Here is a 25362-nt window from a genome sequence, read left to right on the forward strand (position 1 = left end):
GAGAAGAGGGGTCGGTTGTGGTGATTCGAGTCGCGTCGGTACCTGCGTCGCACGTCTACGTCCGGCACCTCGCCTGCCCGGAGGGCGACGACGTGATCCGGTTGACGGATCCGGTTCCCGCCGACGGCCGCAAGGTTCCCGGGGGCTGGTGGCCGCCGTTGATGCTCGAACCGGGCCGGGTGAGCGACCACCACGAGGAATTCGACGTCTTCCACATCCATTTCGGATTCGACGCGATCGGCGCGGAGCAGCTGCAGGACGTCGTTGCCGAACTCGCCGAGCACGACAAGCCTCTCGTGTACACGGTGCACGACCTGCGGAACCCGCACCATCCCACCCCCCGGTGAGCACCACAAGCAACTCGACGTGCTGATTCCGGCCGCGGACGAACTGATCACCCTCACGCCGGGCGCCGCCGAGCGGATCCGTCTGCGCTGGGGCCGGGAGGCGACGGTCCTGCCGCATCCGCACGTCGTCGAACAGCACTGGCTCGAGCGACCGCGTCGCGACGAGAGTCCGTTCGTCGTGGGGGTCCACGCGAAGAGCCTGCGCGCGAACATGGATCTGTTCCCGGTGCTCGACACGCTGGCCGAGACCGTGCGCTCGCTTCCCGATGCGGTGTTGCAGATCAACGTGCACGACGAGATCTTCGATCCCGACAATGCGTACTGGTACAACCCGGAAGCCGGTTCCCGCATCCTCCAGTACGGCGAGCAACCCCAGGTGGACGTGCGCGTGCATCCGTACTTCTCCGACGACGAACTGTGGCAGTACCTCTCGGACCTGTCGGTGTCGGTGCTGCCCTACCGTTTCGGAACCCATTCGGGTTGGCTCGAGGCGTGTTTCGACCTCGGCACCGCCGTGATCGCGCCGAGTTGCGGCTTCTACGGCGAGCAACGTCGGTGCGGTGTGTACACCTACGACGAGGACACCTTCGACGCCGACTCGCTCGATCGTTGCGTGCGAGAACTGTACGAGAGTAGAGATCTTCCGCGAGCCGACTGGTCGCAACGTATGGACGAACGTCGCGCGCTGGCCCGCGCCCATCGTGACATATACCTGCGCGCGATGAGCAGCCGGAGCGGATCATGACGCCGTTGCGCATCGCGCTCATCGCGTCGAACAGATATCCGATCCGCCAGCCCTTCGCCGGCGGACTCGAAGCGCACGTGTGGCATCTCGCCCACGCGCTCGGCAAGGACGGCCACGAGGTGACGCTCTTCGCCGCACCGGGATCCGATCCGGAACTTCCGGCCTCGTTCCTCGAGGTGCCGTCCTTCGAGGTCAGCGAACTCGCACGCAGCGACGTGTCGATGCCCCCGGCGAACGGCTTCCTCGGCGACCACCACGCCTACCTGTCGCTGATGCTCGATCTCGCCGGACCGTCCGCCGATGCTTTCGACGTCGTGCACAACCACAGCCTGCACTACCTGCCGATAGCGATGGCCCGCATGTTGCGCACCCCGTTGCTCTGCACGCTGCACACGCCGCCGACGCCGTGGCTCGAGTCGGCGATGGCGACTCCGGGTGGGTGCCCGGGCACGTTCGTCGCGGTCAGCCGGCACACCGCGACGGCCTGGGAACACGCCACGCCCGGTCCGGTGGCGGTCGTGCCCAACGGTGTCGATCTCGGAGCGTGGCCGGTCGGTTCGGGAGGTGAGGACCTGATCTGGTTCGGCCGCCTCGTGCCGGAGAAGGGCGCGCATCTCGCGATCGAGGCCGCGCGCCGGGCCGGTTACCGGCTGCGGATCGCGGGCCCGATCAGCAACCGCAGGTACTTCGCGGAGCACGTCGAACCGTTCCTCGGTCCCGACGTGATCTATCTCGGTCATCTCTCCCAGCCGGATCTCGCTGCCGCGGTGGGACGTTCGGCAGCAGCACTCATCACCCCGCAATGGGACGAACCGTACGGTCTCGTCGTCGCCGAGTCCCTCGCATGCGGGACACCCGTGGTGGCCTTCGCGCGCGGCGGCATCCCGGAGGTCGTCGACGAGAGCAGCGGATGCCTGGTCGCGCCGGACGACATCGACGGCCTGGCCGCGGCGATACCCCGCGCGGTCCGTCTGTCCCGTGCCTCCGCCCGAGCCCGCGCGGAGGAGCGTTGTTCGGAACGCACGATGGTCGATGCCTACGTCTCGCTGTATCGGGAACTCGCGGGAGCGGCATGATCGGCTACTACATCCATCATCACGGGCACGGACACCGCACCCGCGCGAGCAGCATCTGCGCGCATCTGCGGACGCCGGTGACGGCATTGTCGTCGGCGCCGCTCGGCACTGCCGCCGACGCCTTCGACGACGTCGTGCTGCTCCCCCGCGACGACCTCGCCGTCGACACCGCGCAGGACCCGACGGCCCACGACGTCCTCCACTGGGTTCCCACCCACGACGACGGTCTCCGCGAACGCATGCACGCACTGGGGTCGTGGATCGCCGCGACCCGCCCGAGCCTGCTGGTGGTGGACGTGTCGGTGGAGGTGACGCTCCTCGCCCGCTTGTACGGGATCCCCGTCGTGGTGCTCGCGATGCCGGGCGAGCGCACCGATACCGCCCACACGCTGGCCTACCGCGTCGCCGACCATCTCATCGCACCGTGGTCGCAGGACGTCTACGATCCGCACTGGCTGCGCTCGTACGCCACCTCGTACGTCGGCGGGATCAGCCGTTTCGACGGACGCCCGTCTCCCACCCGCACAGCCGGTGAGAAGCCGAGGGTCCTCGTCATGAGCGGCAGCGGCGGATCGTCGATCACCGTCGACGATCTGCACCGGTTCTCGTCGCGCTTCCCCCAGTACGAGTGGGAGGGTCTCGGTGTCGCGGGCGGCCCGTGGATCGACGATCCGTGGCCCGTCCTCACCGGCGCCGACGTCGTGATCGGGCATGCGGGCCAGAACACCGTCGCCGACATCGCGGCCGCCGCGCGACCTGCGGTCGTGATCGCCGAACCCCGTCCGTTCGACGAACAGCGTTCCACCGCAACGGCTCTGGAGAAGGCCGGACTGACGGTGGGTCTCGACGGGTGGCCCGACCCGAACCGCTGGCCCGAACTGATCGAGCGAGCACGCGGCCTCGGCCCCGTCGAATGGAAACGCTGGCAGGTCGACGGTGCCGCGGCACGTGCGGCGGCGATCCTGGACGAGCTGGCGGAGAGATCGTGACGGTCTCGGTCGTCACCGTCGCCGCGAGTCGCAGCACGCATCTGCGACGGCAACTCGACGGCCTCGCACGCAGCACCCGGACACCCGACGAGCACATCGTCGTCGCGATGGGTGATCCGCAGGTCGCAGAGGTCGTCGCTGCTGCGGGATCGTCGGCGCGGGTGGTGGAGATGGACGTCGACTCCTCGAAACTGCCGGTCGGAGAGGCGCGGAATCTGGGTGCGCGGACGGCGTCGTCGGATCTGCTCGTCTTCCTCGACGTCGACTGCATCCCCGCTCCCGACCTGATCGAACGATATGTCGAGGCGGCCGGCCGGCACCCGGCTGCGCTGCTCAGCGGTCCGGTCACCTATCTGTCCGAACCGGGTGCCGGCGGCTACGACCTCGACCGGCTCGGCGACTCGATCGATCCGCATCCGGCCCGTCCGTTCCCCTCCTCGGGTGAGATCGTGCTGGACGACAGGCACGAATTGTTCTGGTCGCTGTCGTTCGCGTCCCGGTCGCTCGTGTGGGACCGCATCGGCGGGTTCTGCACCGCCTACAGCGGATACGGCGGCGAGGACACCGATTTCGGGCAGAAGGCCGCGCGTGCCGGAGTGCCGATGGCCTGGGTCGGCGGCGCCCACGCCTTCCACCAGTACCACCCGGTATCGAACCCACCGGTCGAGCATCTCGACGACATCCTCACCAACGCCGCGCTGTTCCACCAACGTTGGGGCTGGTGGCCGATGCGGGGGTGGCTCGACGAGTTCGAGCGTCTCGGTCTCGCCGCTTTCGACACCCGGGAGCGGCGATGGGTACGCACTCGACCGTGAACTGGTATCACGGCGTGTGCTAATTTCGGCACCGTCATTACGATGACGCCAGAGGAAGCCGGTGCGATTCCGGCGCGGTCCCGCCACTGTGACCGGAGAGCGATCTCCGGGAGCCAGATACTCCCGTCGCCGTACCTCCTTGCCCGGGGCGGACTTCCCCGAGAGAGGGCGTAATCGCCATGCGTGTACGCGCAGCCTTCCCGAAGCTCCTGGTCGCGCTGACCTCGGCGAGTCTTCTGCTCGCCGGGTGTTCGACGACCGCATCCGATACCGAGAACGACGCCTCGGACGGGTGTATCACCGACTTCGACCCCTCGGTCGACTATTTCCCCGACAAGTCCGAGATCGTCGACGCCGAGAACTTTTCGATCACCTACGAGAAGAGCTACCAGGTTCTCACCGTGAACGAACCGTTCTCCGCGGCACCGCCGGAGTCGTACGTGCTGGTCAAGTGCGGTGCACCTGCTCCGGAGCTGTCGGGCGAGCTGGCCGCGGCCCAGCAGATTCAGGTGCCGATCACGAGCTTGTATTCCGGTTCGACCACCCACCTGCCACTGGTGACCGAACTCGATGCGCTCGACGTCCTCAGCGGCGTCTCGAACGGCTCCTATGTCTCCGACCCGGCCGTGATCGAACGCATCGAATCGGGCGCCGTCGCCGAGTATGCCGCGGGCGGCAACATCGACACCGAAGCCGTGGTGCTCGCTGCACCCGACGTTCTCATGACCGGCGGCTCCGACGATCCCGCCTACGTCCAGCTGCGGGAGGCCGGAATCGGCGTGGTCGCCAATGCCGAGTGGCTCGAGGCATCTCCGCTGGGACGCGCAGAGTGGATCAAGGTGATGGCCGCGCTGACCGGCAAGGAGAAAGAGGCGGCACAGGTCTACGACGATATCCGGAACCGTTATCTCGATGTGGCGGCGAAAGCCTCCGACGTGGAACCGGCTCCCGTTCTGCTGGGTGGGATGGCACAGGGCACGTGGTACATGTCCTCCGGCGGCAGCTTCATGGGCCGGTTGTTCAGCGACGCCGGTGCGCAGTGGCCGTGGCAGGACGTGACCACCGCCGGCTCGCTTCCCCTCGACTTCGAGGCTGTGGTCGCCGAAGCATCCGATGCGCCGACCTGGCTCGTGGTGAACAACTGGACGTCGATCGGTGACGCACTCGCCGACGACGAACGGTACCGCTCGCTGGCCGCTGTCGGCACCGGCCGGGTATGGAACGCGAACAAGGCTCTCGGCCCCAACGGGGGCAACGACTTCTACGAGCGGGGCGTTTTGCGACCCGATCTGATCCTCTCGGACCTCGTGGCAATTCTGCATCCCGACCTGTTGCCCGACCACGAGTTCACGTTCTACCAGCAGCTACCGGCATGACCGCCGTGCTCGGGGCGTCCCCTGCCGCGACCGAGTCCGCGCCCGATTCGCCGCCGGGGACCGGACGGGTCTCGCTCGTGTTCACGGCGCTGATCGTGGGACTGGCGGCGGCAACGATTCTGTCGGTGACACTGGGTTCGGTGACGGTGCCGCTCGGCGAGACCCTCCGGGTCCTGTTCGGCCAGGAAGCATCGGATCCGCGCTGGAGCATGGTGGTTCGTGACCTGCGGCTACCGCGAACGATCACCGCGATCGCGGTCGGGGCGGCGCTGGGGATCGCGGGTCTGCAGATGCAGACGCTGTTCCGGAACGCTCTGGCGGACCCGTTCATCCTCGGTGCCAGTTCCGGCGCGAGTCTCGGCGTGGCGATCGTCGTGGTGATCGGCGGCGGCGGAGCGAGTGGCTTCACCGCAGGCCTGGCGGGTCTCGGGCGTGCGGGTGTGGTGCTCGCCGCGGCGCTGGGGGCGGCTGCGGTTCTCCTGCTGATCGTATTGCTGTCGCGGTGGGTGCGGTCGGCCGTGACCCTGTTGCTCATCGGAGTGATGCTCGGATCGGCGACCACAGCCGTCGTCTCGGTACTGCTGGTGTATTCGGACCCGCAGCGCAGCCAGCAGTTCCTGGTGTGGGGACTCGGGAGCTTCACGGCCACGACGTGGTCGGATCTGAAGTTGCTCGTCCCTGTCGTGCTCGGCGGGATCGCCGTCGCACTGCTCACCGTGCGCGCGCTCAATGCGCTGCTGCTCGGTGAGGGCTACGCCCGGTCCATGGGCATCGATATTCGCGTCGTCCGCCTCACCACCGTGGTGTCGGCCGCTCTCCTGGCCGGGGCCACCACCGCGTTCTGCGGCCCGATCGGATTTCTCGGATTGATCGTCCCGCATCTGGCCCGCATGGCCTTCGGCACCTCGGACCATCGCATACTGCTTCCCGGTGTCGCGTTGCTCGGAGCCGTACTCGCCCTCGTCTGCGGGATCATGAGCCAGATGCCCGGTACCGACACGGTGTTCCCCCTCAACGCCGTCACCGCCATCGTCGGCGCTCCCGTCGTGATCGCCGTTCTCATCCGCAGCCGACGCGGAGCACTGGGAGCAGCACTGTGACCCCGAATAGCACTGGGAGCAGCACTGTGATCCCGAGTAGCACTGTGACCCCGGGTGTGGAACTGCACGACCTCACGATCGGTTACACCCGGCGTCGGGCACTGCGACGCGGAACGGTCACCGAGGTGGCGTCCGGTCTCTCGGCAGTGGCCCGACGCGGCGAACTCACCGCCCTCGTCGGGCCGAACGGTGCAGGAAAGTCGACGTTGCTCCGGACGTTGTGCGGCCTGCAACCGGCGCTGCGCGGTCGGGTGCTCATCGACGGTGAGGACGTGGCGACGGTGAAGCCCGCCGACCTCGCCACCCGCATCTCGGTGGTGCTCACCGAGCGCATCGACCCCGGCCTGTTCACGGTGCGCGAACTGGTCGCGCTCGGCCGCACACCGCACCTGCCCGCCAGTGCACGGCTGTCCCCCGAAGATCTGGCCGCGGTGGACCAGGCGCTCGAGGCGGTCGGCGCGACCCGCCTCGCATCCCGGCAGTTCTCCGAACTGTCCGATGGGCAACGGCAACGTTCTCTCACCGCCCGTGCCCTGGCTCAGGATCCGTCGCTGCTCGTCCTGGACGAACCCACCTCCTTCCTCGACGTTCCGTCGCGGGTCGAACTGGTGGACGTCCTCGGCCGTCTCGCTCGTGAACAGAACCTGGCTGTGGTGATGTCCACGCACGAACTCGAACTCGCCTTGCGCGTAGCCGACAGGATGTGGCTGCTGGGCACCGACCGGACCTTGACGTGCGATACGCCGGCGGCGCTGGCCGAGTCCGGACGGATCGGGGCGGCATTCGATCGGGGGCGGATGCGGTTCGATTCGCGCACGATGGTGTTCGATCTGAAACCGGAGGACAGCAGTGTCTGACCCAGCAGTATCCGGCGCGCGCGGGGTGCTCGAGCGAATCACCGCGTGGAGCCCGTACTTCCGTGTCGGTACCGGACCGGTGGACGCGGGCTGGCGCCCGACCTCCGAACTACGAGGTGCCGCGACTCGCGATGCGCTGGTCCGTGCGATGTCGGAACGCATGAACACCGCAGAGCCGCGGGTCGCGGCGTCCACATTGTTCTTCGGTTTCGTCGCGCGACTGTGGTCGGTCGCGGTCGGTACCGTCACCACCTCCGGTCGCTGCGTTCGGCTCGACCCCGACAAGTTGCTGTGGCGCGACGATTCCGGTCTGCAGTTGCACATCGTCACCCCCGAATTCGGAAGCGACCCTGCAGCGGAAGTTCTCGACACCCAGATCGAACCGCTGATCGATGCGTGGCGTGATGTTGTGGCGCCGGGCGCTCTGTGGGGCAACACCGCCTCCGCACTGATCGGTGCCCGACGAGTCATCGGCGACGAAGCCCGGCCGCTCGTCGACGCACTGCTGCAGGATCCGCGACTCGTTCACACCATCGACCGATCCACCGGTCGCCGGCGCAGTTGTTGCTTGTACTACCGGACACCGTCCGGCGGTGTGTGCAGCGACTGCGTCTTCCCCGCGCCACCCCGACACATACCGAAGGAGATTCCGTGACCGTCGTGTTCGATCCCGAGATCATCACCACCGAGGACGGTGGGCGTGAACAGCGCTGGCCGTTGCCCACCGACGAGGACAACCTGCTGCGGCTGGTGACGTTGCTGTTCGAAAACTACTGGGACGACATGTGGTTCGGCCTGCTCATCGAAGGCTCGGCACTGGAGGTCGCGGCTCCGAACGCGCCGAGGAAGATCGGGATGTACGACGGGTACGTCACCGTCGATTTCGGCCGGTGGCATTTCCATCTGTGCATCGGCGAACACACCGCGAGCGGTCCCGAACTGGGCCGGATCCGCCGCTGTGGCCGAGCAGAGCTGTATCGCAGGATCGGCAAGGACGACACCGTCACCTCCTGGGGTCTGCGCATGCTCAACGGGCGGGACGAGCAGATGCTCACGATCATGCTGCCCACCCCGTTCCTCACCAACGCCCAGCAGCTGACCGATGAACCGGTCTGGGAACACCTCGAGGCGTGGGACCGCATCCGCGCGGAGTTTCTGGGGCTGGAACCCGATCCGCGGGACCGCACCGGCAAGGGCTTCCGTCACTCGTGACCATGTCGCACGGCAATCCTGCTACGTGTAGGACGAGGCGCGAATCCGGTGGTAACGGATGACGGGTGTCCCCCCTTCGTAGGAGACCGCGGCACGCACTCCGTATACCTGTTGGATCATCTGTTCCGTCAGCGCCTCGGCCGGAGCGCCGTGAGCAACGACCCGCCCCTTCTCGAGCACCACCACTCGATCACAGAACATCGCCGCGAGATTGAGATCGTGCAGCGCGACGTAGGTCGTCACCGGCAACGCTACGACCCGTTCGAGGATGTCGAGCTGGTGTTGGATGTCGAGGTGGTTGGTCGGTTCGTCGAGCAACAGTTCTTCGGGTTCCTGCGCCAGAGCTCGGGCGATCTGTGCGCGCTGACGTTCACCACCCGACATCGCTCGCCACAACCGGTCGGCGTGTTCGGTCATTCCGGTCACCTCGAGCGCATGTGCGATGGCGGCGTCCCCGCCGTCGTCACGGCCGAGAACGTCGGCGTGCGGAATTCTTCCCAGCCGCACGACATCCCGTACCCGGATGTCGACCTCGGTGTGGGCGTGCTGCCCGACCATCGCGACGCGGCAAGCCAGTGTTCGACGGCCGAGGCTGTGGATATCGGTGCCATCGAGCGTCACCGCACCCGAGTCCGGACGATCGACTCCGGCCAGCAGGCGGAGCAACGACGACTTGCCCGACCCGTTCGGTCCGAGAAGTCCGATCGTCTCCCCGGGCACGGGAGCGATCGTCACGTCGTCGACGACGAGATGTCCGCCGCGGCTCCACCGCAGCGACTTTGCGGACAGTGTCACGGAGTACTCCTCGTACGGAAGAGGATCAGCGCGAAGGCCGGCACGCCGATCAGTGCGGTCACCACACCGACGGGAACCTCTTGCGGCGCGAAGACGGTGCGGGCGACCGCATCGACCCACACCATGAAGACCGCCCCGACGACGGCGGTGACCGGGACCAGGCGGCTGTGGCATGGACCGACCAGGAAACGGGCCGCATGGGGCAGCACCAGCCCGACGAACCCGATCGCCCCTGCTGCACTGACCAGGACGGCGGTGATCAACGCCGTCACCATGAGGAACAGCAGACGGGTACGTCCGACCGCGATCCCGAGGGTCGCGGCGGTCGACGAACCGAATGTGAAGGCGTCCAGCGACGACGCCTTCACCAGGCACACCACGATTCCGGCGGCGCAGACCGCTCCGCAGAGCGCGACGTCGGTCCAGGTTGCTCCGCTCAGGGAACCGAGTAGCCAGAACAGCACTCCCCGAGTGCGTTCCGCGTCGGCGGAGGAGATGACGATGAACGATGTCAGCGCCGAGAACAGTTGTGTTCCTGCCACTCCGGCCAGCACCACACGGGAGGTCCCGCCCCCTGCCCCGGTCGCCAGCAGCAGCACGAGTGCGAAGGAGACGAGTGCCCCGAGAAACGCTCCGCCCGACAACGACACGGCACCCCCGCCGATGCCCAGCACTGCGATCATCACCGCGCCGGTCGAGGCGCCCGAGGAGATGCCGAGCACGAAGGGATCCGCCAGCGGATTACGTAACAACGACTGCATGATCACGCCACACACCGCAAGTCCGGCACCGCACACCGCCGCGAGCAAGGTGCGCGGGAGACGCAGTTCCCACACGATCCCTTCCCGAATCGCGGTGACGGAACTGTCGGCCAAGCCGAGACGGTCGAAGATCACCGCGTACACGTCGACGACGGACAACTCCGCCGGGCCGATCGTGACGGTCACGGCGATCGACAGTGCGAGAACGATCAGCCCCGCGACCACCACGACACCGGCCACCGGAGCCCGGCGCCCCTTCGAGGGTCGCCGGGCAGTGGACGTCACCATCAGCTGTCGAGATTCCACTCGCGCAGGGCGTCGGCGACCTTCTCGATGCCGTCGACCGTGCGGATGGACGGATTCAGGTCGGCGCCGTTGACCACGATGTACCGCCGGTTCTGCACCGCGCTCAGGCGCTGGGTGACCGGATTCGATTCCAGGAACTCGATCTTGCTGTCCAGAGCGTCCCCGGTGACGCTCCGGCGACTCAGGTCGGCCAGCACGAGTGCGGTCGGGTTGCGGTCGAGAATCGATTCCCAGCTCACCTGGGGCCACTCGTTGGTGGTGTCGTCGAAGACGTTCTTCGCTCCAACCGAATCGGTGATGATTCCCGACGACCCGCAGCAACCCGCCACATAGGGCGTCTCGATGTCGGCGAACCAGTAGGCGAGCGACACGCCGGCCGCGTTCACCTGCCCCGACACGTTCTCGTATCGCTGTTCGAGTTCGGCGACGAACTCCTCACCGCGCTCACGCACGTCGAAGATCGCGGCGAGGTCTCGGATCTCCTTGTACACCGCGCCCATGGTCAGCGGTTCGGTGCGGTTGCCGTCGGCGTTGACGCTGTTGTCGTCCTTGCCGTCGCAATCGGTGGGCGAGAGGTAGGCAGGCACCCCGAGTTGTTCGAACTGTGAAGGTTCGGCGACCCCACCGGCGCCGAGTGTGCCGCCGAAGGACGCCGAGACGAAATCCGGTTCCGTGTCGAGCACGACCTCGAAGGACGGCTTGTTGTCGGCCAGACGCGGAACCTTCGCGTTCTCGTCGGCGAGGTTCTCCCGAACGGGATCGGTCCAGGTCGCGGTGCCGACCATGCGGTCGGCGAGACCGAGCGACAGCAGGATCTCGGTGGATCCCTGATTCAGGGACACCGCCCGCTGTGGTGGCGCGTCGACGGTGAGCGTCCTGCCGCAGTTCTCGATGGTGAGCGGGTACGCCGTCGCGGCTGTGTCCGGCTCGGGCGGAGTCGATTGTTCGTCGTTCGACGAGCATCCCGACACGGTCAGCGCCGCCGCCATCAATGCGACGCCGACGCGCACCACCGAATACCGCCTCGTACGGGCGGTGAATATCGAAGTGTTCATGTCCATCCTCGTGGGTCCTGCTTCGGCGACGCAGGTGTCCTGGCTCCCGGATCGACGCTCGCCCCCGGCCTTCCAACCCGTATGGGCCGTGACCATGCTGTTGGGGGATCACTCCTCGGTGACAGTTGCGGGACAGCCACGGATTCGCACCGTTGTTCCCTACGTCGCTACGAACAGTACAAGACCCGGCGTCGGTCCCGGAACCGCGCAACCGGGCGTCCGCCACCCATCGACACCGGATGAGGCACCATGTCCGAATGGCATCCGGCCGAAGAACCCTCGTCGTCGCATGCGCGCCGAGGGCTACCGTTTCGTGACGGTGTCGGAGCTGCTCGACATGCAGTCCTCGTGAACTCCGGAGCGCGAAATGGTCATCGGTACGCGTTGTTACGCGCTCCGATGACCATTTCGCGCTCTGATCCTCAGGTGAACGGGACCCCGCCGGTGACGGCGATGGTCTCCCCGGTGATGTAACTCGACTCCTGGGAGGCGAGGAAGACGTAGGCCGGTGCAAGTTCCGCGGGCTGGCCGGGGCGACCGAGCGGGGTGTCCTTACCGAACTGCTCGTACGCATCCTTCGGCATCGTCGCGGGAATGAGCGGCGTCCAGATCGGACCGGGGGCAACCGCATTGACGCGGATACCCTTGCTCGCCACGTCGGAGGCGAGGCCCTTCGTGAAGTCGACGATGCCGGCCTTCGTGGCCGCGTAGTCGAGCAGACCGGGCGAGGGGCTGACCGCCTGAATCGATGTGGTGTTGACGATCGTCGAGCCCGGGGCCATCTCCGCGACCGCGAACTTCGAGAGCCAGAACAGGGCGTAGAGGTTCGTCTTCATCACGCGGTCGAACTGCTCGGTGGAGATGTCGCCGATGCCGCCGGGTTCGAGGTGCTGGTAGGTGGCGTTGTTGACGAGGATGTCGATGCCGCCGAGTTCGGACACCGTCGTGTCGATCAATCGCCGGCAGAATTCCTCCTCCCGGATGTCGCCGGGCATCCGCACCGCGCGGCGTCCCGCCTGTTCGACGAGTTCGGCGGTCCGCTTGCCGTCCTCGTCCTCCTCGTCGAGATAGGCCAGGACGACGTCCGCGCCCTCCCGCGCGAAGGCGACCGCGACCGCCCGTCCGATACCGGAATCACCGCCGGTGATCAGGGCGCGACGACCTTCGAGTCGTCCGCTCCCCTGGTAGGTCGCCTCACCGTGGTCCGGGGCGGAGAGCAGATCGGCGGTCGCGCCGGGGTAGGCGATCTCCGGTTGCTCCTCGAGCGGTGGAACCGGGTGCTGTTCGCCCGGGTGCTGCATGCGGTATTGGTCCTGGTCCGGCATTCTCGCCCTCCCTCGATCGGGTTCGTAAGGGGCGATACCCGGTGCACCGCGGCGCCACACCGGCACCGGCCCCGACGGGTGTGTCGGAGCAAAATTGCAGGTGGACGACATGAGCGAGGTCACATCGGCGTCCGGCGCATAATGGCCACCCATGTGTCGGAACGGAGAGGTCGAGGCATGAGCGCGGACGGTACGAGCGCGGACCTGTCGGCCTATCGGAACGACTTCGCCCGGATCGAGAAGAAGGTCGCCGGGGAGTTCGACGCCGGCCGCCGCGGCCGGGTTCTTGCGGTCTGCGTCGTCGTCCTGACGGTGTGCATGGTGCTTCCGCAGACGTCGTCGGCGTGGTCGTGGACGGTCTTCGGCAGTTGGTTCGGCGACACCGCACCCGTGGCGGTGCCGCTGCGGATCTTCGCGGCCCTGACCCTCGTGTTCGGGGTGGTGATCTCGACGCTGGCGTTGTGGCTGCGACGATGGAAGCTAGCGTCGCTCGCGATGCTCGGCTCGGGGCTGTCGTCGTTCTTCGGGCTGTTGGCGTACTGGTCACAGGCGGGAATGATCACGAACGCTCCGCATCACCCGACCGTGGCGTTGATCGCCGAATGGCTGGTGATGATCGTGATGACCTCGCAGTGGTTGCCGATCGTGCTGAGCCGGTCGCCGACGGACGTCCCGCCCCGGCCGCATCCGCTGCGGACCGGTCGCCGGTAGGTCAGCGCTCGACGAGCGAGCCCATCTTCTTCGCCAGGAACTCTATGCTGCGACGCGGCATGAGCCTGGCGAGCAGGTCGAGCATCGTCGCGTCCTTGCCGATGCACACCCGGAAGGTGCCCTTCTCGATCGCGTCGGCGATCCTGCGGGCTGCCTCGGCGGACGAGGTGATCTTGACGGAGGCGTCGGTGCTGCGACCCGGGATGGCGGCACCGGAGTTCTCGGCGATGCCGGTGCGGACGGCGCCTGGGAACACCAGCGTCACCGCGACCTTCGTCGTGCGCAGTTCGGCGTACAGACCATCGGTGAGCAGTTTGACCGCCGCCTTGCTCGCGCCGTAGACGGACTGGCCCGGCACCGGCACGAAGGCACCCATGCTCGACACGTTGAGCAGGCTCGCCTCGGGACGGCTCAGCAGCTCGGGGAGGAACGCCTTGCACATGTGCACGATGCCCCAGTAGTTGACGTCGAGCACCTTGTTCATCTCGTCGTACGGCAGGTCCGCGAACGGGACGAACTTCTGGATGATGCCTGCGACGTTGGCGACGCCGTCAACCTGCCCGTGTGCTGCGGTCACGTCGCCCACCAGGGCTTCGACGGCGGCGCGATCGGAGACGTCGACCGTGTGGGTGGTGAGACGGTCGACATAGGCGTCCGCCAGAGCACGGGTGCCGTCGAGAGCCTCGGCGCGGAGGTCGATCGCCGCGATCCGCGCGCCACGCACGAGGAGTTCGAGGACGACATCGCGTCCGATCCCGTTGCCGCCACCGGTGACGACGAAAACCCTGTCACGGATCTGCATGCTGCCTCCTCGTGTCGTTGGGTCCAGTCAATCCGGTCCGGAGCACCGACGCCACCCCGAAGTGTGCGCGTGCACGTCTGCGGGTATCCGTCCGGACACGAGTCGGCCCAGCGTACGGAGGTAGAAGTGACGACGTCGAAGAATAAGGACGACGAGGTGCGCAAGGACCCGCCGGGTCCGGTCGATCACGGTCGCAACGGCGGCATGGCAACGCGGGAGAACGCTCCCGAGGTGGTCGAGCGCTCGGACGACGACGAGAAGTGACCTCGATCAGGACGATGTGAACGGCCACGAGACCACCGATCGGGCCGATATGTTGGGCATATGCAGTTCGCCGGACCGGCCGAACAGTACAACCGCTTCATGGGCCGCTACGCAGCGACGCTCGCGCCTGCCCTGGCGGACGCGGGCGGGGTGAGGGGCGGGCATCGGGTCTGCGATGTGGGCTGCGGACCGGGTGGGCTCACCCGGGAACTGGTCGCCCGGGTCGGCGCAGCGAAAGTCGCGGCGATCGACCCCGCTCCCCAGTTCGCGGCGGCGTGCCGGCAGATCACACCGGAGATCGACGTCCGCGTCGGGGTGGCCGAGAATCTGCCGTGGCCGGACGGAACTTTCGATGTCACCCTGGCGTCGCTGGTCCTCGGATTCATGAACGATCCCGAACTGGGCGTGCGCGAGATGGTGCGTGTGACCCGCCCGGGCGGCACCGTCGCCGCATGTATGTGGGACACCACGGCCGGCGGGATGACGATGCTCCGCATCTTCTGGGCCGCGGTGGGAACAGTCGAGCCCGCGTCTCCGGGTGAGACGAGGTTGGCCGGGACCACCGAGGGCGACATCGCCGAGCGGTTCCGCCGTGCCGGTCTGGACGACGTGATCGGTGGTGCCCTGTCCGCACGCGCGGACTACGCCGATTTCTCCGACTTCTGGGAGCCCTTCACGTTCGGCGTGGGACCGGCCGGGCGGCACCTGGTGTCGATGCCCGAAAGGCACCGCGCTGCAGTACGTGACGCCTGTCGTGATGCTCTTCCGTCCGGACCGTTCTCGCTCGACGCCCGCGCCTGGTACGCGCGGGGAACGGTTCCGGGCGAGCCGAACTCATCCTCGTCGCAGTAGATAGGTGTCCATCACCCAGCCTCGGGCCCCCTTGGCCCGGGCACGGGCCTCACGGACCGCCGGGAGCACCTCGGCGAGCGGGCCGGCGACGAGTTCTTCGTCGTCGGTCCCCAGATTCGCACCCCACCAGATGTTCCAGGCCCCGTCGAGGTCCGCGCAGGCGAGGCCACCGTCGAGCATCACCACGATGTTCGACGCACCCGCTGCGACGTCCTGCACCAGCCTGCGACCGGTCGTGACGGTGATCGGCCCGCCGATGGTGTTGAGCACGAGACGGTGTCGGGCCGCGAGCAGTTGCACGCTGCTGACCCCGGGGACGATGTCGTAGTCGAACCGCACCCTCCCGCGTTCGAGGATGCGTTCGACGACACGGATCGTGCTGTCGTACAGGCTCGGATCGCCCCAGACCAGGAAGCCGACGGTCTCGTCGTCTCCGATCCGGTCGAGCAGAACGGTCTCGTAGGCCTCGGCGCGGGCGGCGTGCCAGTCGCGTACCTCGTCGCCGTAGTGCGCCGGGTTACGGTCCCGGGGCGGGTCGGGCACCACGATCACCCGATGCGCACCGGAGGTGTGGCGGCGCAGGACCTCCTCGCGGACCGCCACGAGATCGTCCACGCCCCGCTTCTTGTCGGGCACGAGGAAGACGTCGACGCTCTCGAGGGCGTGCACCGCCGCGACCGTGAGATCGTCCGGTCCGCCGGGGCCGATCCCGATGAGCCGAACTCTCACCCCCGGTCCTCGAGATCGCCCTCGACGTCGAGATAGGCCTGCTGCAACCTGTTCATCGTCTCCGGATCGGGCTCGGACCACAACCCGCGATCGGCCGCCTCGGTGAGTCGTTCGACGATGCCGCGCAACGCCCACGGATTCGCTTCGCGGAGGAACTGCTGGTTCGCGGGGTCGAGCGCGTAGTTCTGGGCAAGCGACTCGTACATCCAGTCCTCGACGACACCTGCGGTGGCGTCGTAGCCGAACAGGTAGTCGACGGTGGCGGCGAGTTCGAAGGCGCCCTTGTAGCCGTGCCGCCGCATCGCACCGATCCACCGCGGGTTGACGACCCGCGCGCGGAACACCCGTGCAGTCTCCTCCGCCAGTGATCGGGTGCGCACCGCATCGGGGGTGGTGGAGTCGCCGATGTACGCCTTCGGGTCGGCGCCCGTCAGCGCTCGCACCGTTGCGACCATGCCGCCGTGGTACTGGAAGTAGTCGTCCGAATCGGCGATGTCGTGTTCGCGGGTGTCGGTGTTCTTCGCCGCCACCGCGATCCGCCGGTAGTTCGCACGCATGTCGTCGGCGGCCGGAACACCGTGCAACCCACGCCCGTAGGCGAAGCCACCCCACGCGGTGTAGACCTCGGCGAGATCGGCGTCGGTGCGCCAGTTCCCGGAGTCGATGAGCTGCAGGATGCCGGCACCGTACGAGCCGGGCTTCGATCCGAAGATGCGCCGCACCGCACGGTCGGCGTCGCCGTGTTCGGCTTCGTCCCGCCGAGCATGGGCTCGCACGAAGTTCTGCTCGTCGGGTTCGTCGAGAGCGGCGACCATGCGGATCGCGTCGTCGAGCATCCCGATGACATGCGGGAACGCATCGCGGAAGAAACCGGAGATCCGGACTGTGACGTCGATGCGCGGGCGTCCGAGATCTTCGAGTGGGATCATCGAGAGTTCCTTCACGCGCCGGGATTCGGCATCCCATTCGGGCCGTACCCCGATCAGCGCCAGCACCTCGGCGATGTCGTCGCCGGCCGTGCGCATCGCCGAGGTCCCCCACACCGACAGGCCGACCGACTGCGGGTACTCCCCCGTGTCGGCGAGGTACCGCTCGATCAGGTTGTCCGCCAACGCTACACCCGTGTCGTAGGCGAGGCGGCTCGGGACGGCCTTCGGGTCGACGGTGTAGAAGTTGCGTCCGGTAGGCAGCACGTTGACCAGGCCGCGCAAAGGTGAGCCGGACGGTCCGGCCGGGACGTATCCACCGTCGAGGGCGTGGAGCACCGCGTCGAGTTCGGCCGTCGTGCCCGCGAGGCGGGGAACCACTTCGTCGGCAGCGAAGGCGAGCACCCGCTCGACCTCGGAATCGGGATGGCCGAGCACGGTTTCGACGATGAGTGCGCACGACCCGGCGTTCCAGCCGTCGTCCTCCATGGCCTGCACGAGCGACCGCGCCACGGTTTCGACCCGGTCGACCTCGATCAATGGGGCGTCGGGCTTCAACCCGAGCGCAGTGCGCAAGCCCGGGACGGCATTGCTCTTACCGCCCCACACCTGCGCGGCCCGCAGGATCGACAACACGAGATTCACCCGTGCCTCGCCGGTCGGTGCGGCGCCGAGGATGTGGAGTCCGTCGCGGATCTGTGCGTCCTTGACCTCGCACAACCAGCCGTCGACGTGCAACAGGAAGTCGTCGAACTCGGCGTCGTGCGGGCGGTCGTCGAGCCCGAGATCGTGATCGAGTTTCGCGGCCTGGATGAGCGTCCAGATCTGCGCGCGGATCGCGGGCAGTTTCGCCGGGTCCATCGCGGCGATGTTCGAGTACTCGTCGAGCAGCTGCTCCAGGCGAGCGATGTCGCCGTACGATTCGGCACGCGCCATCGGTGGGATGAGGTGGTCGACGATCGTCGCGTGGGCGCGGCGCTTGGCCTGTGCCCCTTCGCCCGGGTCGTTGACGAGGAACGGGTAGATCAGCGGCAGGTTCCCGATCGTGGCGTCGGTTGCACACGCCGCGGACAGACCCGCGTTCTTGCCCGGCAGCCACTCCATCGATCCGTGCTTGCCCAGGTGCACCACGGCGTCGGCACCGAAACCGTGCTCGACCCACTTGTAGGCGGCGAGATAGTGGTGCGAGGGCGCCATGTCGGGATCGTGGTAGATCGCCACCGGATTCTCGCCGAATCCACGGGGCGGCTGGATCATCAGCACCACGTTGCCGGCCTGCAGGGTCGCCAGCACGATGGCGTCTCCGTCGACGAACAGCCTTCCCGGCGCCGGTCCCCACGCCTCGGCCATGGCATCGGTGAGCTCGGCAGGTAGATCGTCGGTCCACCGAAGGTAGTCGGAGGTGCTCACCCGCACCGAATTTCCGGCGAGCTGTTCGGCGGTGAGCCACTCCTCGTCCTGTCCGCCGGCATCGATCAGGGCGTGGATGAGGGCGTTTCCCGCCTCGGTGTCGTCCTCGACGTCCAGGCCCGGGAAGCCGTCGCCGAGGTCGTATCCGGCATCGCGCAGAGCGCGCAGAAACCGGATCGCCGACACCGGCGTGTCGAGACCGACGGCATTGCCGACGCGGGAGTGCTTGGTGGGGTACGCGGACAGCATGATCGCGATCCGGCGCTGCCCCGGTGGTACGTGCCGAAGCCGCGCGTGCGCGACCGCGATACCGGCCACACGGCGGCATCGTTCCGGGTCGGTGACGTAGCGGGGCAGACCGTCGGCGCCGAGTTCCTTGAACGAGAACGGCACCGTGATGATGCGCCCGTCGAACTCGGGCACTGCGATCTGGGTGGCCGAATCCAACGGTGAGACACCGTCGTCCGATTCCGCCCAATCGTCGCGACTCCACGTCAGGCACAGCGCCTGCAGGATCGGGATATCGAGCGCAGCGAGCGCCCCGACGTCCCACGCCTCGTCCTCGCCTCCCGCGCTCACAGCGGCAGGTCGGGTGCCGCCGGCCGCCAGCACCGTCACGACCAGCGCATCGAGGGTGCCGAGTTCGGCGAGCAAGCCGTCCGGAGCACCGCGCAGTGACGCGCAGTGAATCACGACGCCACGAGCCGTGCCGGTCGCGTCGATCGCGTCGGCGAGATCGTGTGCGAACTGCACGTTTCCGCTGGTGTGGTGCGCTCGGTAGAACAACACGCCGACGCGCGGCGACCGCTCGCCGTCGGGCGGTTCGGGACGGTCGAGCACACCCCATTCGGGCAGCTCGGCGGGTGGTTCGAAACCGTCACCGCCGAGCAGCACGGTGTCGCTCAGAAAAGCATGGAGCTGCCCGAGATTGGCAGGACCGCCGTACGCGAGATAGCGATGCGCCTCGGCCGCAACGCCGATCGGCACCGTCGAATACTCCATGAGCTCGGCGTCCGGCGTCTGCTCACCGCCCAGGACGACGACCGGGACCCCGGCGGCGAGCACGGTGTCGAGCCCCGAGCGCCAGCTGCGGGCGGAACCCAGGATCCGCACGACGACCAGGGCTGATCCGCTGAGCAGGGCAGGTAGTTCGGTGGACACGTCGAGGCGCGATGGGTTGCCGAGCACCCAGTCGGCGCCGCTCGACCGCGCCGACAACAGGTCGGTGTCGGACGTCGACAACAAAGTCAGGCGCGTCACGACGCAACCCGAAAACACAGGCGTACAGCCATGTTCAGTCTCCAAAACCCTCGTGGACCTCACGTGCCGTGGCCGGTCTCCTGGCTGACGGGTCATCGCTGCTCCACCGACCTTCCCGGACCGAGATCCAGTGGCCTCCGCACCGGCGGACCGGTACGGACGAGGGCGAGCAACTATCCGCTCACAGTGGCGAGGGCCGCGCCGGTTTCCCACCGGCTTCCCGAGCACCACGGCAAGCCGAGAGTAGCGCACCCGGCCGGAAAGGTGTGCAACCATGTGCGTCCGTGGATGCTCTGCCACCTCCTCTCCCTCCCGATCGGTGCCCCGGAATTCTTCGCCCGCATGTCGCGGCGGACGGTGCGCTGGTGCGCCTGCGTGTGCCCGGAGGGCAGATACCCGACGGTGCACTCCGAGCGCTGTCGACCGCGTCGATCGCCTACGCCGACGGCGACGTACACCTGACGTCTCGAGGAAATCTGCAGCTCAGAGGTATCGAACTCGACGAGTGCGGGGCCGTCCCCGCGGGGCTGGCCGACGCCGTCGCCGCGGCCGGCCTGCTTCCGTCGGCGAGCCACGAACGGGTGCGGAACATCGTCGCGTCACCGCTGTCGGGGCTCGCGGGTGGACTCGCCGACGTCCGGCCTCTCGTTCGCGAATTCGATGCCGCACTGTGCGCCGATCCCGCCCTCGCAGAGCTGCCGGGCCGGTTCCTGTTCGGCATCGACGACGGTCGCGGCGACATCGCATCGCTGAGGTGCGATCTGACCGCCGTCGCACTCGGCGACGGGACCGCGCGAATCATCGTGGGTGGACTCGACGGGCCGACGGTACCGCTCGCGGAGACGCCGGGGATGCTCCTGCGACTCGCCCGCCGCTTCGTCGGGATCCGCGGGTCGGTCTGGCACGTGCGTCAACTTCCGCGTGCGGGAGCGGAACTCGGCGGTACCGTTCCCGTACCGCGCCCACCGGCCCCCACGATGCCGTACGGCGTGCTCGGTGACGCGGTATCGGTGCTGGTCCCGCTGGGAATTCTCACCCCCGCCACGGTCGCTGTGCTGCCCGATCGCGACGTGGTCGTCACGCCGTGGCGCGGCTTGATATTTCCGTCCGGATCGAATCTCGTTGCGCTGCGCGGAACCGGCCTCGAGACGGCCCCGGATTCGGCGTGGCAGCGGGTGACGGCGTGCACGGGAGCACCCGGGTGTAGCCTCGCCGAAGGTGACACCCGAGCACTGGCTCGCCGGATCGTCGCCGGAAATACCATCGATTCCCGAATTCATGTCGTCGGATGCGAACGCGCCTGCGGCGCACCGCACTCGTCTCACCGTCTCGTTTTCGCCAGGAGCACCCCGTGAGTCTTCGACCTCCCCCGCACCGGTACGACTACGTCACTGACGGCGCCGAGATCTACGTCCGGTCGTTCGCGACGATCCGTGCCGAATCCGATCTGTCGGCAATCCCTGTGAATGCTGAGAAGGTCGCGGTCCGGATGATCCATGCGAGCGGACAGACCGATCTGGCACGGGATCTCGTCATCCACTCCGATCTTGTTCCGGCCGCACGCGAAGCGTTGAACGCTGGTGCGCCGATCCTCACGGACGCGAACATGGTGGCCTCGGGGGTCACCCGCACGCGCCTGCCCGCCGACAACGACGTGATGTGTCTGCTCGCCGACCCACGTGTCCCCGAACTCGCCGAACGTTGGGGCACGACCCGCTCCGCGGCGGCGGTGTCGCTGTGGGCCGACCGCCTCGAGGGGGCTGTCGTTGCGATCGGCAATGCCCCGACCGCCCTGTTCCACCTGCTCGAGATGCTCGACGACGGCGCCCCGCGACCGGCGGCGATCGTCGGTGTTCCCGTCGGCTTCATCGGCGCCGCGGAGTCGAAGGAGGCGCTGCTCGACCATCGGCTGCAGATCCCCCATCTGGTGGTCCGGGGACGCCGCGGCGGGTCGGCGATGGCGTCGTCCGCGATCAATGCACTTGCGCAGGAGAAGGAATGAGCGAGATGGTGTCCGGCAGGTTCTACGGCGTGGGTCTCGGCCCCGGCGATCCCGAACTCATCACACGCAAGGCTGCGCGGCTGATCGCCGAGGCGGACGTCCTCGCGTACTACTCCGGTACGCACGGCCGCTCCATCGCCCGATCGATCGCCGCCGATCTGATCCCTGACGGCGTGATCGAGGAACTGCTGGTGTACCCGGTGACGACGGGCACCACCGATCACCCGGGCGGCTACGACGGTGCGATCGCCGATTTCTACGACGAGTCCGCCGCCCGGTTGGCCGTCCACCTCGACGCGGGACGCACTGTCGTCGTGCTCTGCGAGGGCGACCCTCTGTTCTACGGCTCGTACATGTACCTGCACGACCGCCTCGCTCCGCGATACCCGACGGAAGTGGTGCCAGGGGTGACCTCGGTGTCCGCCGCCTCTGCTGCAGCCGCCGAACCGATGGTGCGGCGCACCGACGTCCTCACCATCCTGCCCGGCACACTGCCCGCCCCGGAGCTCGCACGGCGACTCGCCGACACCGATGGTGCGGCGATCATGAAGCTGGGCAGGACGTTTCCCGCCGTCCGGGAAGCTCTCGCCCAGTCCGGTCGCCTCGACGACGCCGTCTACGTCGAACGCGCGTCGATGGATCGGCAACGCATCCTCCCGGTCGCCGAGGTCGATGCCGACGCGGTGCCGTACTTCTCGGTGATCCTCACCGCTGGTGACCGCTCGCCGAGGAATCGGACGGTCGCCGACCGATCACGGCCGTCCGTCTCGGCCGAGGCGACACACCCGGACGCGAACGAATTGCTCGTCGTCGGGTTGGGCCCGGCGGACGAGAAATGGTTGACCCCCGAGGCCGCCGACGCACTCGCACAGGTCGATCACGTCGTCGGATACGGACCGTATGTCGATCGCGTCCCGGTGCGTCCCGGCCTGCACCGTCATTCCAGCGGCAACACCGTCGAGGTCGACCGTGCGCGATTCGCTCTCGACCTTGCGCTGTCGGGCGAGAAGGTCGCGGTGGTCTCCGGTGGTGACGCCGGGGTGTTCGGGATGGCGTCGGCGGTCTTCGAGGCCGCGCAGGACGGTGCGTACGCATCGGTGCCGATCCGCGTCCTGCCGGGTGTCTCCGCGGTGCAGGCCGTGGCGGCGCGTGCCGGCGCCCCGATCGGCGGCGACTTCGCGGTGATGAGCCTGTCGGATCGACTCAAGCCGTGGGACGTGATCGAGAAGCGGTTGGCCGCGGTGTCCGAGGCCGATCTCGTCCTGGGTATCTACAACCCGGCGTCCCGGTCTCGGACGACGCAGGTTGCGGACGCGAGAACGGTACTGTTGAAGCATCGTCCGGCCGACACCGTCGTCGTGATCGGACGCGACGTGGGACGGCCGGGCGAGTCGCTCGAGGTCACGACACTCGAGAAACTCGATCCGGCGAGCATCGACATGAAATGCCTGCTCATCGTCGGCGCTGCAGGCACCTCCGTGATGCCTTCGGGTGCGGTATGGACGAAACGATCGGTCGACGGTCAGAGTGCGGGATCGTCGACGACCGACTGGACGAGCCGGCCGTAGGTCTCGATCAACGTCTCGCTGGGCATCTCGTCGGGCGGCAGCAACTCGAACGTCCTCAGGCTGCCCGCCAGCCCCAGCAGGAGGGTGACGACCATCTGCGGGCGCACCAGCGCCGCCGAGTCATCCCCGATCAGTGCCGCGATCCGGGCGACGACCCGCTCGTTCGTCCGTGCGCGGGCCACAGCCGGATCCGCCGCCTCACGGATCAGGAAGGGTGCCATCGCCCAGAAGTCGTAGTCGTCCGAATCCCGTCGCTCGACGACCGCACGCACCATCCGGTACCCGACCGGCTCGTCCTGACGCGTGGCCTCGGCGAGTCCGGGCGAGTCCGGAGCTGCCGCCTGGAAGAGCTCGGCCTTGCTGCCGGTCAGTTTCATCACGAGAGCCGGTGAGACACCGGCTGCTTCGGCGACGTCCCTGATCGTGGTGCCGTTGAATCCGCGCTCGGCGAACAGCGGTCGTGCGGCGTCGAGGATGACGTCGCGGGTGGTTCGCTCGGTCACCTACGCCTTCGCCTCCACGGATGCGTCCGCGACGCTCGTCGTCGACGGTCGATGCCTCGGAAGGAACATGGCTGCCAGGCTAGCGGAGAACGTCGCGACGCCGGCGATCCCGAACATCGCCACGAAGGCGCTGTGGGCCGGGAAGACCGTCCCGGCGACTTCCATGGTGAGTCCGGCGACCAGTGCCGCGACCACCGCGCTCATGCTCGACGATCCGATCGTCCTCAACAGGCTGTTGAGTCCGTTGGCCGCTGCGGTCTCCGAGAGCGGGACGGCACCCATGATCAACGCCGGCATGGTCGCGAAGGCCATCGCGTTACCGATGCTGACGAGGACGCTCCCGATGACGATGGGTGCGACGGTGTCGTCGAAGACCATGCGGAATCCGTAAGCCACGGTCATGAGCAGTCCTGCGGCGAACAGAGTGGTGCGGCCGCCGAATCGTGCGGTCAGGCGCGCCGACAGCGGGGAGACGACGAGCATCGTGAGTCCGCCCGGAACCATGCACAGACCCGCGGTCGCCGCGCTGAGACCGAATCCGAAGCCGGTGATCTCGGGGAGCTGCAGTTGCTGTGTGGTGGAGAGGGTGTTCGCGTACGCCGCGAACCCGACGAAGAGCCCGGCGATGTTGGTGAGCAGTACAGGCCGATGCGATGAGACGCGCAGATCCACCATGGGGACGGGAACGCGCAGTTCGTACGGGACCCAGACGGCGAGGACGACGGCGGCCGCCCCGAGGCTGACGAGGGTCTGCGGACTCGACCAGCCCCACACCGGACCCTTCGAGATCCCGAGCAGCAGTGCCACGAGCGCGAGGGACAGCAGCACTGCGCCGACGAGGTCGAAGCGGCCCCGGGTGCCCGATGCGCCTGCCGGAACCGTGACGAGGATGCCGATCAACAGGAGCACACCAGCAGCCGCCGAGACGTAGAAGACCGAGGCCCATCCCAGGGTGTCGTAGAGAACGCCCGCTGCCGGTAGACCAAGTGCCCCGCCGATGCCCATCGTGGCGCTGGTCAGCGCCACCGCGCCCGCGACCTTCTCGCGGGGCAGCAGGTCGCGCAGCACGGCCATGGCCACCGGGATGAGCGCCGAGGAGAAGCCCTGTAGTGCGCGGCCGACGAGGACGGCGAGGTAGCTCCCGCCGAGCGCGGCGATGAGCGATCCCACGACCATCATCGCCAGCGACAGCACCATCATCCGGCGCTTGCCGAACATGTCCGCCGAGCGGGAGACGATGGGCGTCGCCACCGCTCCGGTCAGCAGCGTGATGGTGACCAGCCAGGTCGCGGCGCCGGCCGAGACGTCGAGGATCTCCGGGAAGTCCGGGAGCAGCGGAATGACCAGCGTGGTCTGCAGAGCCGCCACCAGACCCGCCAGGCTCAGCAGCGTCGTGATCGTCGTACTCGATGCCGGTGTTCTTCGTCCCATGTCCCCATCTCCGTTGCCACCCGCGGGGTGAACGCCGTTCACCCCCTGATCGAGTGAACGGTGTTCACCCCCGGGTTGTCAACAGGTTCGCGCGGTGGAACGGGGTTCGCCCCTGCTGCAACCGGGGCGAACCCCGGTTCGGCGC

At 67.8% G+C, this 25362-nt stretch carries 23 protein-coding genes, 1 pseudogene and 3 riboswitches; of the genes and pseudogenes, 15 read left to right on the top strand and 9 right to left on the bottom strand.

Annotated elements, in window-relative coordinates:
• Window positions 1-20: 20 nt before the first annotated feature.
• From U9J23_RS19075 to U9J23_RS19115, 9 genes and pseudogenes are all read left to right on the top strand, one after another.
• A pseudogene (locus U9J23_RS19075) lies at window positions 21-1092 on the top strand (glycosyltransferase family 1 protein).
• On the top strand, window positions 1089-2168 hold the full coding sequence (locus U9J23_RS19080) for a glycosyltransferase family 4 protein (RefSeq protein WP_059384536.1): 1080 nt from the start codon (window positions 1089-1091) through the stop codon (window positions 2166-2168). The pseudogene U9J23_RS19075 and the gene U9J23_RS19080 overlap by 4 nt, the downstream one beginning before the upstream one ends.
• A complete protein-coding gene (locus tag U9J23_RS19085) occupies window positions 2165-3157 on the top strand; it encodes a glycosyltransferase (RefSeq protein WP_059384537.1) in 993 nt (330 codons plus the stop codon). The genes U9J23_RS19080 and U9J23_RS19085 overlap by 4 nt, the downstream gene beginning before the upstream one ends.
• Entirely contained in the window at window positions 3154-3972 is an 819-nt protein-coding gene (locus tag U9J23_RS19090) for a glycosyltransferase family 2 protein (protein WP_059384538.1), read from the top strand. Before U9J23_RS19085 ends, U9J23_RS19090 begins: the two co-directional genes overlap by 4 nt.
• Window positions 3973-3990: 18 nt before the next feature.
• Window positions 3991-4111: riboswitch (cobalamin riboswitch) on the top strand.
• Between the two features lie 40 nt (window positions 4112-4151).
• Window positions 4152-5348 carry an ABC transporter substrate-binding protein gene (locus U9J23_RS19095; RefSeq protein ID WP_085469039.1) on the top strand — a complete coding sequence of 399 codons (1197 nt, stop codon included), beginning with the start codon at window positions 4152-4154 and terminating at the stop codon, window positions 5346-5348.
• Window positions 5345-6448, top strand: coding sequence for a FecCD family ABC transporter permease (locus tag U9J23_RS19100; protein WP_085469040.1), 1104 nt, complete (start codon window positions 5345-5347; stop codon window positions 6446-6448). The genes U9J23_RS19095 and U9J23_RS19100 overlap by 4 nt, the downstream gene beginning before the upstream one ends.
• A gap of 44 nt (window positions 6449-6492) precedes the next feature.
• Window positions 6493-7305: an ABC transporter ATP-binding protein gene (locus U9J23_RS19105; protein ID WP_085469041.1), complete on the top strand. Its 813-nt coding sequence runs from the start codon at window positions 6493-6495 to the stop codon at window positions 7303-7305.
• On the top strand, window positions 7298-7960 hold the full coding sequence (locus U9J23_RS19110) for a (2Fe-2S)-binding protein (RefSeq protein WP_085469042.1): 663 nt from the start codon (window positions 7298-7300) through the stop codon (window positions 7958-7960). Before U9J23_RS19105 ends, U9J23_RS19110 begins: the two co-directional genes overlap by 8 nt.
• Window positions 7957-8517: a DUF7676 family protein gene (locus tag U9J23_RS19115; RefSeq protein ID WP_085469043.1), complete on the top strand. Its 561-nt coding sequence runs from the start codon at window positions 7957-7959 to the stop codon at window positions 8515-8517. The genes U9J23_RS19110 and U9J23_RS19115 overlap by 4 nt, the downstream gene beginning before the upstream one ends.
• 21 nt (window positions 8518-8538) lie before the next feature.
• Here the strand turns inward: U9J23_RS19115 and U9J23_RS19120 are convergent, their stop codons facing one another.
• From U9J23_RS19120 to U9J23_RS19135, 4 genes are all read right to left on the bottom strand, one after another.
• Complete coding sequence (locus U9J23_RS19120; protein ID WP_106201382.1) at window positions 8539-9312, bottom strand: ABC transporter ATP-binding protein; 774 nt, start codon at window positions 9310-9312, stop codon at window positions 8539-8541.
• The gene (locus tag U9J23_RS19125) at window positions 9309-10361 is read right to left on the bottom strand and encodes a FecCD family ABC transporter permease (protein ID WP_145707801.1); all 1053 of its coding nucleotides are present in this window, start codon (window positions 10359-10361) and stop codon (window positions 9309-9311) included. Before U9J23_RS19125 ends, U9J23_RS19120 begins: the two co-directional genes overlap by 4 nt.
• Complete coding sequence (locus tag U9J23_RS19130; protein ID WP_085469171.1) at window positions 10361-11368, bottom strand: ABC transporter substrate-binding protein; 1008 nt, start codon at window positions 11366-11368, stop codon at window positions 10361-10363. The genes U9J23_RS19125 and U9J23_RS19130 overlap by 1 nt, the downstream gene beginning before the upstream one ends.
• A 78-nt stretch (window positions 11369-11446) precedes the next feature.
• Window positions 11447-11628, bottom strand: a riboswitch (cobalamin riboswitch).
• 228 nt (window positions 11629-11856) lie between these two features.
• On the bottom strand, window positions 11857-12759 hold the full coding sequence (locus U9J23_RS19135) for an SDR family oxidoreductase (protein ID WP_272269108.1): 903 nt from the start codon (window positions 12757-12759) through the stop codon (window positions 11857-11859).
• Between the two features lie 177 nt (window positions 12760-12936).
• Here U9J23_RS19135 and U9J23_RS19140 point away from each other — a divergent pair, with 177 nt between their 5' ends.
• On the top strand, window positions 12937-13470 hold the full coding sequence (locus tag U9J23_RS19140) for an Rv2732c family membrane protein (RefSeq protein WP_230823275.1): 534 nt from the start codon (window positions 12937-12939) through the stop codon (window positions 13468-13470).
• Window position 13471: 1 nt separating this feature from the next.
• Here U9J23_RS19140 and U9J23_RS19145 read toward each other — a convergent pair whose 3' ends face one another.
• The gene (locus U9J23_RS19145) at window positions 13472-14272 is read right to left on the bottom strand and encodes an SDR family NAD(P)-dependent oxidoreductase (RefSeq protein ID WP_272269112.1); all 801 of its coding nucleotides are present in this window, start codon (window positions 14270-14272) and stop codon (window positions 13472-13474) included.
• Between the two features lie 126 nt (window positions 14273-14398).
• Here U9J23_RS19145 and U9J23_RS19150 point away from each other — a divergent pair, with 126 nt between their 5' ends.
• On the top strand, window positions 14399-14536 hold the full coding sequence (locus tag U9J23_RS19150; RefSeq protein WP_230823277.1) for a hypothetical protein: 138 nt from the start codon (window positions 14399-14401) through the stop codon (window positions 14534-14536).
• A 60-nt stretch (window positions 14537-14596) separates the two neighbouring features.
• Window positions 14597-15388, top strand: coding sequence for a class I SAM-dependent methyltransferase (locus tag U9J23_RS19155; protein ID WP_106201378.1), 792 nt, complete (start codon window positions 14597-14599; stop codon window positions 15386-15388).
• On the opposite strand, the gene cobF is transcribed toward U9J23_RS19155, so the two are convergent.
• Both cobF and cobN read right to left on the bottom strand, forming a co-directional pair.
• On the bottom strand, window positions 15371-16117 hold the full coding sequence (cobF, locus tag U9J23_RS19160; RefSeq protein WP_106201377.1) for a precorrin-6A synthase (deacetylating): 747 nt from the start codon (window positions 16115-16117) through the stop codon (window positions 15371-15373). The genes U9J23_RS19155 and cobF overlap by 18 nt on opposite strands.
• Entirely contained in the window at window positions 16114-19713 is a 3600-nt protein-coding gene (gene cobN / locus U9J23_RS19165; RefSeq protein WP_326599823.1) for a cobaltochelatase subunit CobN, read from the bottom strand. The genes cobF and cobN overlap by 4 nt, the downstream gene beginning before the upstream one ends.
• 53 nt (window positions 19714-19766) lie before the next feature.
• Window positions 19767-19960, bottom strand: a riboswitch (cobalamin riboswitch).
• Between the two features lie 118 nt (window positions 19961-20078).
• Between cobN and U9J23_RS19170 the strand changes: the two genes are divergently transcribed.
• The 3 genes from U9J23_RS19170 to U9J23_RS19180 are packed head-to-tail and all read left to right on the top strand — an operon-like array spanning window position 20079 to window position 23283.
• On the top strand, window positions 20079-21068 hold the full coding sequence (locus U9J23_RS19170) for a cobalamin biosynthesis protein CobG (protein WP_272269125.1): 990 nt from the start codon (window positions 20079-20081) through the stop codon (window positions 21066-21068).
• The gene (locus U9J23_RS19175) at window positions 21065-21715 is read left to right on the top strand and encodes a precorrin-8X methylmutase (protein ID WP_272269127.1); all 651 of its coding nucleotides are present in this window, start codon (window positions 21065-21067) and stop codon (window positions 21713-21715) included. Before U9J23_RS19170 ends, U9J23_RS19175 begins: the two co-directional genes overlap by 4 nt.
• Window positions 21712-23283: a precorrin-2 C(20)-methyltransferase gene (locus tag U9J23_RS19180; RefSeq protein ID WP_272269130.1), complete on the top strand. Its 1572-nt coding sequence runs from the start codon at window positions 21712-21714 to the stop codon at window positions 23281-23283. Before U9J23_RS19175 ends, U9J23_RS19180 begins: the two co-directional genes overlap by 4 nt.
• Here U9J23_RS19180 and U9J23_RS19185 read toward each other — a convergent pair.
• Together U9J23_RS19185 and U9J23_RS19190 are read right to left on the bottom strand one after the other, a co-directional pair.
• Window positions 23238-23786: a TetR/AcrR family transcriptional regulator gene (locus U9J23_RS19185; RefSeq protein WP_272269132.1), complete on the bottom strand. Its 549-nt coding sequence runs from the start codon at window positions 23784-23786 to the stop codon at window positions 23238-23240. The genes U9J23_RS19180 and U9J23_RS19185 overlap by 46 nt on opposite strands.
• Window positions 23787-25217, bottom strand: a complete 1431-nt coding sequence (locus U9J23_RS19190) for an MFS transporter (RefSeq protein WP_230823285.1) — start codon at window positions 25215-25217, stop codon at window positions 23787-23789. It abuts the gene before it with no gap.
• Between the last annotated feature and the right edge of the window lie 145 nt (window positions 25218-25362).

This window comes from Rhodococcus sp. PD04 (genome assembly GCF_035918275.1).
In the GTDB taxonomy this organism is placed as follows: domain Bacteria; phylum Actinomycetota; class Actinomycetes; order Mycobacteriales; family Mycobacteriaceae; genus Rhodococcus; species Rhodococcus rhodochrous.

Excerpts from the sequence above, each read along its gene's own strand:
- U9J23_RS19080 (WP_059384536.1), top strand. The coding sequence starts at position 1,089 with ATGACGCCGTTGCGCATCGCGCTCATCGCGTCGAACAGATATCCGATC.
- U9J23_RS19085 (WP_059384537.1), top strand. The coding sequence starts at position 2,165 with ATGATCGGCTACTACATCCATCATCACGGGCACGGACACCGCACCCGC.
- U9J23_RS19095 (WP_085469039.1), top strand. The coding sequence starts at position 4,152 with ATGCGTGTACGCGCAGCCTTCCCGAAGCTCCTGGTCGCGCTGACCTCG.
- U9J23_RS19100 (WP_085469040.1), top strand. The coding sequence starts at position 5,345 with ATGACCGCCGTGCTCGGGGCGTCCCCTGCCGCGACCGAGTCCGCGCCC.
- U9J23_RS19125 (WP_145707801.1), bottom strand. The coding sequence starts at position 10,361 with ATGGTGACGTCCACTGCCCGGCGACCCTCGAAGGGGCGCCGGGCTCCG.
- U9J23_RS19130 (WP_085469171.1), bottom strand. The coding sequence starts at position 11,368 with ATGGCGGCGGCGCTGACCGTGTCGGGATGCTCGTCGAACGACGAACAA.
- U9J23_RS19135 (WP_272269108.1), bottom strand. The coding sequence starts at position 12,759 with ATGCCGGACCAGGACCAATACCGCATGCAGCACCCGGGCGAACAGCAC.
- U9J23_RS19140 (WP_230823275.1), top strand. The coding sequence starts at position 12,937 with ATGAGCGCGGACGGTACGAGCGCGGACCTGTCGGCCTATCGGAACGAC.
- U9J23_RS19145 (WP_272269112.1), bottom strand. The coding sequence starts at position 14,272 with ATGCAGATCCGTGACAGGGTTTTCGTCGTCACCGGTGGCGGCAACGGG.
- U9J23_RS19155 (WP_106201378.1), top strand. The coding sequence starts at position 14,597 with ATGCAGTTCGCCGGACCGGCCGAACAGTACAACCGCTTCATGGGCCGC.
- U9J23_RS19180 (WP_272269130.1), top strand. The coding sequence starts at position 21,712 with ATGAGCGAGATGGTGTCCGGCAGGTTCTACGGCGTGGGTCTCGGCCCC.
- U9J23_RS19190 (WP_230823285.1), bottom strand. The coding sequence starts at position 25,217 with ATGGGACGAAGAACACCGGCATCGAGTACGACGATCACGACGCTGCTG.